This is a genomic window from Isoptericola sp. F-RaC21 (assembly GCF_038593535.1).
In the GTDB taxonomy this organism is placed as follows: Bacteria; Actinomycetota; Actinomycetes; order Actinomycetales; family Cellulomonadaceae; genus Isoptericola.
Genome location: NZ_JBCFYX010000003.1, coordinates 967259 through 975326 on the forward strand (window position 1 = coordinate 967259; position 8068 = coordinate 975326).

Below are 8068 nucleotides of genomic sequence, written 5' to 3' on the forward strand. Positions count from 1 at the left end.
GGACCCATGGTCGACGTGGACCGCGACGACGCGGCACCGCCGGAGGGCACCGACGCCTCCGCGCCCCTGCTGCGCATGGAAGGCATCGTCAAGCACTTCCCGGGCGCCAAGGCGCTCGACGGGGTGGACCTCGACGTGCTGCCGGGCGAGGTGCACTGCCTGCTCGGCCAGAACGGCGCCGGCAAGTCGACGCTGATCAAGGTGCTCGCGGGGGCGCACCAGCCCACGGCGGGCCGGATCGTGATCGGCGGCGAGGAGGTCGTCATCCCGCACCCGGTCGCGGCGTTGCGGCTCGGCGTCGCGACGATCTACCAGGAGCTCGACGTCGTCGACGGCCTGACCGTCGCGGAGAACGTCTATCTCGGGCACGAGCTCGACCGCGGCGGGTTCACCCAGCGCCGCGAGGCCACGGCGCGCACGCGCGAGCTGCTGGCCCGCCTCGGCCACCCGGAGATCTCGCCCCACCGCGAGGTCGGCAGCCTCTCCGCCGCGGGCAAGCAGGTGGTGTCCATGGCCCGCGCGCTCTCCCACGACGCGCGCGTCATCGTCATGGACGAGCCGTCCGCGGTGCTCGACGCCGGCGAGGTGCAGAACCTCTTCCGCGTCGTCCGGGCGCTCACGCAGCAGGGCGTCGCCGTCGTCTACATCTCCCACCGCCTGGAGGAGATCCGCCAGATCGGCGACCGCATCACCGTCCTCAAGAACGGCCGCACGGTCGGCCGCGACCTCCCGGCCGCCTCGACCCCGACGGCCGAGCTCATCCGCCTCATGACCGGCCGCAGCGTCGAGTACGCGTTCCCGGAGCGCCCGGGCGTCCCCGACGGTGCGCCCGTCGTGCTCGACGTCGAGGGCCTCGGCCTCGCGGGCACGTTCGACGACGTGTCGTTCCAGGTCCGGGCCGGGGAGATCGTCGGCCTCGCCGGCCTCGTCGGGGCGGGCCGGTCGGAGATCCTGGAGACGCTCTACGGGGCGCGCCGGCGGACGGCGGGCACGGTGGCGGTCAAGGGCCGCCGACTGCGCGCGGGCTCGGTCGACGCGGCGGTAGCCGCCGGCGTCGGGCTGTGCCCCGAGGAGCGCAAGAGCCAGGGCCTCGTCCTCGACGAGCCGGTCTACCGCAACGTCACCCTCTCCACGTTCGCCCGCATCGCCCGGGGCGGGTGGCTCGACGAGCGCGCCGAGCGCGCGGCGGCACGCGAGCAGGTGGCGGCCCTCGACCTGCGGCCCGCCGACGTCGACCGCGCGGCCCGCACGCTCTCCGGCGGCAACCAGCAGAAGGCGCTGCTCGGCCGGTGGCTGGTGCACGGCTGCGACGTGCTGCTCCTGGACGAGCCCACCCGCGGCGTCGACGTCGGCGCGCGGTCCGAGCTCTACGCCCTGGTGCGCCGGCTCGCCGACGCGGGGACGGCGGTGGTCGTCGTCTCCAGCGAGATCCCCGAGGTCCTCGGGCTCGCGGACCACGTGCTCGTGGTCTCCGAGGGGCGCGTCGTGCACCGCGCGCCCGCGCAGGACATCGACGAGCACGGCGTGCTCGACCTCGTCATGGAAGGAACCGCCGCATGAGCACCCAGGTCGAGTCGCCGCCCGCCAAGGCCGCGCGCCCCTCGTGGCTGTCCGGCCCCGCCGGCCGCACGATCGGGCTCGTCGTGGCCCTGGTCGTCCTCGCCGTCGTCGGCGTCGTCACGGGCGGCGAGCGCTTCGCCAGCCTCGACAACGTCATGACCATCCTCCGGCTCGCCTCGGTGACCGGTGTCCTCGCCATCGGGATGACGTTCGTCATCACGGCCGGCGGGATCGACCTCTCGGTGGGGTCCCTGGTGGGGCTCTCCTCGGTGTGGGCGAGCACGCTCGCCACGCAGGCGATGGCCGAGGACGTGCACTGGACGGTCATGGTGCTCACGGCGCTCGTGGTGGGCACGGCGGCCGGTCTCATCAACGGCCTGATCATCGCGTACGGCAAGGTCGTGGCGTTCATCGCGACCCTGGCGATGATGATCGCGGCCCGCGGGCTCGCGGAGATGATCTCCGGCCGGCAGACGCAGGTCGTCAGCGTGGACGGGTTCCTGGACTTCTTCCGCGCCGACGTGATCGGAGTCCCGGTGCTCGTGTGGATCTTCGCGCTGGTCGCGGTCGCCGGCTGGTTCCTGTTCAACCGCACCACCTTCGGGCGCCGCACGGTGGCCCTGGGCGGCAACCTCGAGGCGTCACGGCTCGCCGGCATCAAGGTGCAGCGCCACCTGCTATACGTCTACGCCCTGTCCGGGCTGTGCGCCGGCATCGCCGGCGTCATGATGCTCGGCCGCACCACGGCCGGCAGCTCGACGAACGGGTTGCTCTACGAGCTCGACGTGATCGCCGCGGTGGTGGTCGGCGGCACGCTGCTGATCGGCGGCCGCGGCACGATCGTCGGCACGGTGGTCGGCGTCCTCATCTTCTCGATGCTGACCAACGTCTTCACGATCAACAACCTGTCGATCTCGGCCCAGAACGTCGCCAAGGGCGCGATCATCGTGATCGCCGTCCTGCTCCAGCAGCGCTTCGCCCGACGGTCGTCGTCGACCTGACGCCCGGCACCGCGCCACCCTCGCACCATCCCTGCGCCACCCAGCACCATCCCGCACCGGGCCACCCGCCCGGGACGGCCGGACCGAATCGAGGATGATCACATGTCCGCACGCACCGCGCTGGAGCGTCCTACCCGCGGCCGACGCACCGTCGCGCTGGCCGCGACGGCCGCCACCGCCGTCCTGCTCGCCGCCGGCTGCACCAGCAACGAGCCGCCCGAGGACGAGACGTCGGCCGCGCCCCAGGCCGCGGCCGAGGGCAACGACGAGCCGGGCGACGACGTCGTCATCGGCTTCTCCGCCCCCGCCGCCGACCACGGCTGGATGGGCGCCATCACCAAGGCGGCGGTCGACACCGCCGAGCAGTACCCCGACGTCGAGCTCCGCCAGGCCGAGGCCACCAACGACGTCAACGTGCAGATCAGCCAGATCGAGCAGTTCATCAACGACAAGGTCGACGCCATCGTCCTGCTGCCGTTCGACGGCGCCGCGCTCACCGAGGTCGCGACCAAGGCGATGGACGCGGGCATCCCGGTCATCAACGTCGACCGGGAGTTCTCGAGCCCGTTCGCAGCGCGTGCCACGGTGCTCGGCGACAACTACGGCATGGGCGTGAGCGCCGGCACCTACATCTGCGAGCAGCTCGGCGACAAGCCCGACGCCGTCGTCGCGGAGATCGCGGGCATCGACTCCCTGCCCCTCACGCAGGACCGCAGCAAGGGCTTCAAGGACGCGCTGGCCGACTGCGGCCTCGACGTCGACGCCCGGGTGGCCGCGGACTTCACCGTCCAGGGCGGCGAGACGGCGACGTCGAACCTGCTGCAGGCGGAGCCGAAGATCGACGCTATCTGGAACCACGACGACGACCAGGGCGTCGGCGTCCTGGCCGCGATCGAGAACGCCGGCCGCGACGAGTTCTTCATGGTCGGCGGCGCCGGCTCGCTCGACGTCATGGAGCACATCAAGGCCGACGACTCGGTGCTGAAGGCGACGGTCGTCTACCCGTCGACGCAGGCCGCCGACGGCATCAAGCTCGCCCGCCTGGTGGTGCAGAACAAGAACATGGGCGACCTGGTCTCGGCCGGCGTCCCGCGCACCACCCAGCTGTACGCGCCGGTGGTCACGGCGGACAACGTCGACCAGTACATGTCCATCGGGTTCCGGTCCTGACCCAGGTCCGGTCGCCCGCACGCAGGAACGCACGACAGTCGCACGAGGAAACGGAGGTCGCTCGATGAGCGAGCACGCCACGGCAGGGGGCACGCCGGCGCTGGGCGTCGGGATGGTCGGATACGCGTTCATGGGGGCCGCGCACTCGCAGGCCTGGCGGACGGCGCCGCGGTTCTTCGACCTCCCGCTCGCCCCGCGGATGCGGGTCGTGGCGGGGCGCAACGCCGACGGGGTGCGGGCGGCCGCGGACCGGCTCGGCTGGGACGACGCCGTCACCGACTGGCGCGAGCTCGTCGCGCGGGACGAAGTCGACCTCGTCGACGTGTGCACGCCGGGCGACACGCACGCCGAGATCGCCGTCGCGGCGCTCGAGGCGGGCAAGCACGTGTTGTGCGAGAAGCCGCTGGCGAACTCGGTGGCCGAGGCGGAGGAGATGGTCCGGGCGGCCGACGCCGCGGCTGCGCGCGGGGTGTTCGCGACCGTGGGGTTCACCTACCGCCGCGTCCCCGCGATCCAGCTCGCCCGGCGACTCGTCGAGCAGGGCCGGATCGGCGAGGTGCGCCAGGTCCGGGCCCAGTACCTGCAGGACTGGCTCGCCGACCCGTCCGCGCCGCTGTCCTGGCGGCTCGACAAGGCGAAGGCCGGGTCGGGGGCGCTGGGCGACATCGGCGCGCACGTCGTCGACCTCGCGCAGTTCGTCACGGGGGAGCGGCTCGTCGGCGTGGCCGGGATGCTCGAGACGTTCGTGCGCGAGCGCCCCGTCCCGGCGTCGTTCTCCGGTCTGTCGGGAGAGGCGGGGGAGGGCACCGGACCGGTGACCGTCGACGACGCGGCGATCTTCTTCGGGCGCCTGTCCGGCGGCGGGACGGCGACCTTCGAGGCCACGCGGTACGCGTGGGGCCGCAAGAACGCCATCCGCCTGGAGATCAGCGGTACCCGCGGGGCGCTCGCCTTCGACTTCGAGGACATGAACCTGCTGCACTTCTTCGACGCCCAGGACGACGCGGAGGTGGCGGGCTTCCGCCGCATCGTCGTCACCGAGCCCGAGCACCCCTACGGCGGGCACTGGTGGCCGGCCGGGCACGGGCTCGGCTACGAGCACGCGTTCACCCACCAGGTCGTCGACCTCGTCGGGGACCTGGCGGCGGGGAAGCAGCCGACGCCGTCGTTCGCCGACGGCCTGGCCGTGCAGCGCGTGCTCGACGCCGTCGAGCGCAGCTCGGACGCCGGCCACGTCTGGGTCGACCTGCCCCGCTGACCTGCCCGCCCGACAGCCCCGCCTGCACCACCGAATCTCGACGAGGAGACCAGCACCATGGCACGACCGATCACCCTGTTCACGGGCCAGTGGGCCGACCTGCCCCTGGAGGAGGTGGCCCGCCTCGCCTCGGGCTGGGGCTACGACGGCCTCGAGCTCGCCTGCTGGGGCGACCACCTGGACCCGTGGCGGTGGGACGACGACGCGTACGTCCAGTCCCGCCTCGACCTGCTGGAGCGGCACGGGCTGAAGGTGTACGCCATCTCGAACCACCTCAAGGGCCAGGCCGTGTGCGACGACCCGATCGACGAGCGGCACCGTGACATCCTGCCGGACGTCGTGTGGGGCGACGGCGACCCGGAGGGCGTGCGGCGGCGCGCGGCCGAGGAGATGAAGCACACCGCGCGGCTGGCGGCGAAGCTTGGTGTGGACACGGTCGTGGGCTTCACCGGCTCGTCGATCTGGAAGTACGTGGCGATGTTCCCGCCGGCCACGGAGGCGATGGTCGACGCGGGCTACCAGGACTTCGCCGACCGGTGGAACCCGATCCTCGACGTCTTCGACGAGGTGGGCGTGCGGTTCGCCCACGAGGTGCACCCCAGCGAGATCGCCTACGACTACTGGACCACCGTGCGCACCCTGGAGGCGATCGGGCACCGCGAGGCGTTCGGCCTCAACTGGGACCCGTCGCACATGGTGTGGCAGGACCTCGACCCGGTGAGCTTCCTCTGGGACTTCAAGGACCGCATCTACCACGTGGACTGCAAGGACACGAAGAAGCGGATGGGCAACGGCCGCAACGGTCGGCTGTCGTCCCACCTGCCGTGGGCGGACCCGCGTCGCGGCTGGGACTTCATCTCCACGGGCCACGGCGACGTGCCCTGGGAGGACGCCTTCCGCATGCTCAACTCGATCGGGTACGAGGGCCCGATCTCGATCGAGTGGGAGGACGCCGGCATGGACCGCCTGGTCGGCGCGCCCGAGGCCCTGGAGCTGGTGCGCCGGCTCGCGTTCGACGCTCCGGACGCGGCGTTCGACGCCGCGTTCTCGCAGCGCTGAGCCGCGCCCCGGTTCCCGTGGCAGCTCGCGACAGCGTGGCGCCGGGTGGTCCGGCGTCCTGATCAAAGGGGATCAGCATGACCAGTCGTACCGAGCTCGACCGCCGGACGTTCCTGCGTCTGGCGGGCTCCACCGTCGCGGTGGGGGCCGCGACCGTCGCCGCGACGGGCGCCGGGTCCACGACGGCGTCAGCCGCCGTGGCCGCCGGCGCCGGCCGTCGGCTCGTCCCGCCGGGCAAGCTGGGCATCCAGCTCTACTCGATCCGGGACAAGGTCAGCTCGCTCGGGTTCCGGGCGGTCTTCGAGCGGCTCTCGACGCTCGGCTACCGCGAGGTGGAGTTCGCCGGGTACACCCAGGGGTCGGTCGGAGCCATCACCCCGGCCCAGATCCGCACGCTGCTCGACGACAACGGTCTGGTCGCCGTCGGCTCGCACCGGGGCATCACCGACTTCGCCCGGAACATGGAGGCCGAGCTCGACATCGCCCAGACGCTCGGGATGACGCACATCGGCACGGCCAACGCCCCGACGAACGACCGGACCGTCGCCGGCTACCTGAGGGCTGCGGAGCAGTTCAACGCGTTCGGCGCGGCCGCCGCGGCGCGGGGGCTGAAGTTCTACCAGCACAACCACCAGCACGAGTTCGGCTTCGCGACCGACGACCCGGCCGTGCGGCTGTACGACGTGTTCCTGGAGAACACGGACCCGGCGGCCGTCTACCTCGAGATGGACGTGTTCTGGGCCTTCGTCGGCCGGCACCTGTACCCGGGGTTCGAGCCGGTCGAGTACGTGCTGGCGCACCGGGACCGCTACCCGCTGTTCCACCTCAAGGACGGGCGGGTGAACCCGCAGTCCGCCAACGGGTTCGACATCGTCGAGTTCGGGGTGGGCGACCTCGACTACCAGGCCTTCCTCGGCGCGCTGAACGGCTCCGGCCGTCAGCACGGCATCTGGGAGCAGGACAACGCGTCGACGGTCGCCGAGCCGCCGTTCCCCGTGGACTCGTTCGGGAACGCGGAGCGCAGCGCGGACGCGATCCTCGCCCTGCGGGCCCGGGGCTGACGCCTGCACCGACGACGGCGGCCGGGTGGCGGAGGCAGCCCGGCCGCCGTCGGGTGCCGCTCAGGCGGACCGACGGAGCATGACGACGTCGTCGTGCTGCTGGCCGCCGACGTCGTAGGTGCGCCGGCCCGCGACCTCGAAGCCGTGCTTGCGGTAGAACGCCTGGGCTCGAGCGTTCTGGCCGTTGGTGCCCAGCCACACGGGGGCCGCGCCGCCGAGGTCCGCGGCGGCCGCCACGGCCGCCTCGAGGAGCAGCGCGGCGACGCCGCCGCCGAGCGCGTCCGGGTGGACGTAGATCTTGGACAGCTCGGCGTAGGGGCCAGGGCCCGCGGTGGAGCGCAGCACCTCCCGCTCGTCGGCGCCGTCGGGCTCGCCGAGGGCGACGAGCGCGTAGCCGACCGGGGTCGCCGGTCCATGGTCCGGCCGGTCGTCCTGGTCCGCAGCGACCGCGACCAGGAGCGCGTGCGTGTCCGACTCGATCCAGCCGCTGACGGCCGAGGGGGACAGGTGCGCCGCCACGTGCGCGGCCATGGTGGCGACGGCGGTCCCCGGCGGGCAGGCCAGGGGAAACGTCAGGGCGGCGAGCCATGCCACGTGTGCGCACTCCTCCGCGTGGGCAGGGCGGACGAGGACGGACGACGGGTGCGGAACGGTGGTCTGCGGGGTGCTCACGACACGATTCTGGACCGGGCCGCGGGGTGTGCCGGGCGTCACCGCGGACCGAGTTGGCCGCGCGCTGCGGAGCGTGTAATGTTCTACGACGTCAGCCCGACAGGGAGACGGACACCAACGAGCATCACCCGGGAGACCGGAGCTCAGGTGGCCGCCCGGGGCTGGAACTCACATCGAGGATCGGATCGCATACGTGCGCCCCGAGCATCGGTGCGGGGGACTTCCCGATTGACGTCGGGCGGTTCGACCGGCTGGAAACAGGCGGTCGGAACGGCCGAGAAAGTCTG

Annotated in this window: 7 protein-coding genes; 6 read left to right on the top strand and 1 reads right to left on the bottom strand. The window is 72.5% G+C overall.

The annotated features are described in order from the left end of the window. The first annotated feature begins 6 nt into the window (after positions 1 to 6). The 6 genes from AAG589_RS14790 to AAG589_RS14815 all read left to right on the top strand — a co-directional run bounded on the left by AAG589_RS14790 (position 7) and on the right by AAG589_RS14815 (position 7109). Positions 7 to 1560 (top strand): sugar ABC transporter ATP-binding protein, encoded by a 1554-nt coding sequence (locus tag AAG589_RS14790; RefSeq protein ID WP_430567995.1) that lies wholly within the window; start codon positions 7 to 9, stop codon positions 1558 to 1560. Continuing rightward, positions 1557 to 2561, top strand: coding sequence for an ABC transporter permease (locus AAG589_RS14795; protein WP_430567996.1), 1005 nt, complete (start codon positions 1557 to 1559; stop codon positions 2559 to 2561). The genes AAG589_RS14790 and AAG589_RS14795 overlap by 4 nt, the downstream gene beginning before the upstream one ends. A gap of 102 nt (positions 2562 to 2663) precedes the next feature. Next, positions 2664 to 3731 (top strand): substrate-binding domain-containing protein, encoded by a 1068-nt coding sequence (locus AAG589_RS14800; protein WP_430567997.1) that lies wholly within the window; start codon positions 2664 to 2666, stop codon positions 3729 to 3731. 64 nt (positions 3732 to 3795) lie between these two features. Continuing rightward, positions 3796 to 4989: a Gfo/Idh/MocA family protein gene (locus AAG589_RS14805; RefSeq protein WP_430567998.1), complete on the top strand. Its 1194-nt coding sequence runs from the start codon at positions 3796 to 3798 to the stop codon at positions 4987 to 4989. 57 nt (positions 4990 to 5046) lie between these two features. Continuing rightward, positions 5047 to 6048 carry a sugar phosphate isomerase/epimerase family protein gene (locus AAG589_RS14810; RefSeq protein ID WP_430567999.1) on the top strand — a complete coding sequence of 334 codons (1002 nt, stop codon included), beginning with the start codon at positions 5047 to 5049 and terminating at the stop codon, positions 6046 to 6048. A gap of 77 nt (positions 6049 to 6125) precedes the next feature. Beyond that, positions 6126 to 7109: a sugar phosphate isomerase/epimerase family protein gene (locus AAG589_RS14815; RefSeq protein WP_430568000.1), complete on the top strand. Its 984-nt coding sequence runs from the start codon at positions 6126 to 6128 to the stop codon at positions 7107 to 7109. Positions 7110 to 7169: 60 nt separating this feature from the next. Here the strand turns inward: AAG589_RS14815 and AAG589_RS14820 are convergent, their stop codons facing one another. Next, positions 7170 to 7781 (bottom strand): GNAT family N-acetyltransferase, encoded by a 612-nt coding sequence (locus tag AAG589_RS14820; RefSeq protein WP_430568001.1) that lies wholly within the window; start codon positions 7779 to 7781, stop codon positions 7170 to 7172. Positions 7782 to 8068: the final 287 nt, after the last annotated feature.